Raw genomic sequence first — 462 nt, 5'->3', positions numbered from 1 at the left:
ACTCAATGCCATTCGGCCGATTTTCCGGTCTATCCAAATGTACTCTCGGTCGGTGTCCGACGAGCGCTTTGGCCGTTGCCTGCACAGGACGCGAACCGGATGCAGTAAGGTGTTTGACCAGTTCCGACGCGATGCGGTGGATCGGGTCATTTAGCGCAGCGTGTCAAGAAAGGCATCGACGCGTTCGAAATGGTCGACCCACGTCGGTTCGCGGAAGTGTTCGATTCGGGCGAGTTGCGCGGTGCGTTCGTGGCTGTCGTCCCGAGCGTAGTCACGGATGCGGGCAGCCCACGCCGGGCCGTCGAGCGGATCGAGGTAATCGGGGATGTCCGCCGCGACTTCGCGGAACACGTCCAGGTCGCTTGCAAGGACGGGTACGCCGAGCCCCAGTGCTTCGACAAGCGGCATCCCGTAACCCTCGACGAACGAAGGAAAGAGAAGGGCGCGCGCATGCTGCAACCA

1 protein-coding gene is annotated in these 462 nt (G+C 61.9%); it reads right to left on the bottom strand.

Features of this window, described 5'->3' with window-relative positions; all coding sequences use genetic code 11:
* Positions 1-150: 150 nt before the first annotated feature.
* Positions 151-462 (bottom strand): glycosyltransferase (locus J5M56_RS25135; protein WP_207938078.1); only part of this gene is annotated, 312 nt, incomplete at its 5' end.

The organism is Pseudomonas sp. 51_B (assembly GCF_017491595.1).
Taxonomy (GTDB): domain Bacteria; phylum Pseudomonadota; class Gammaproteobacteria; order Pseudomonadales; family Pseudomonadaceae; genus Aquipseudomonas; species Aquipseudomonas promysalinigenes.
This window is presented reverse-complemented; position numbering and strand designations above follow the sequence as displayed.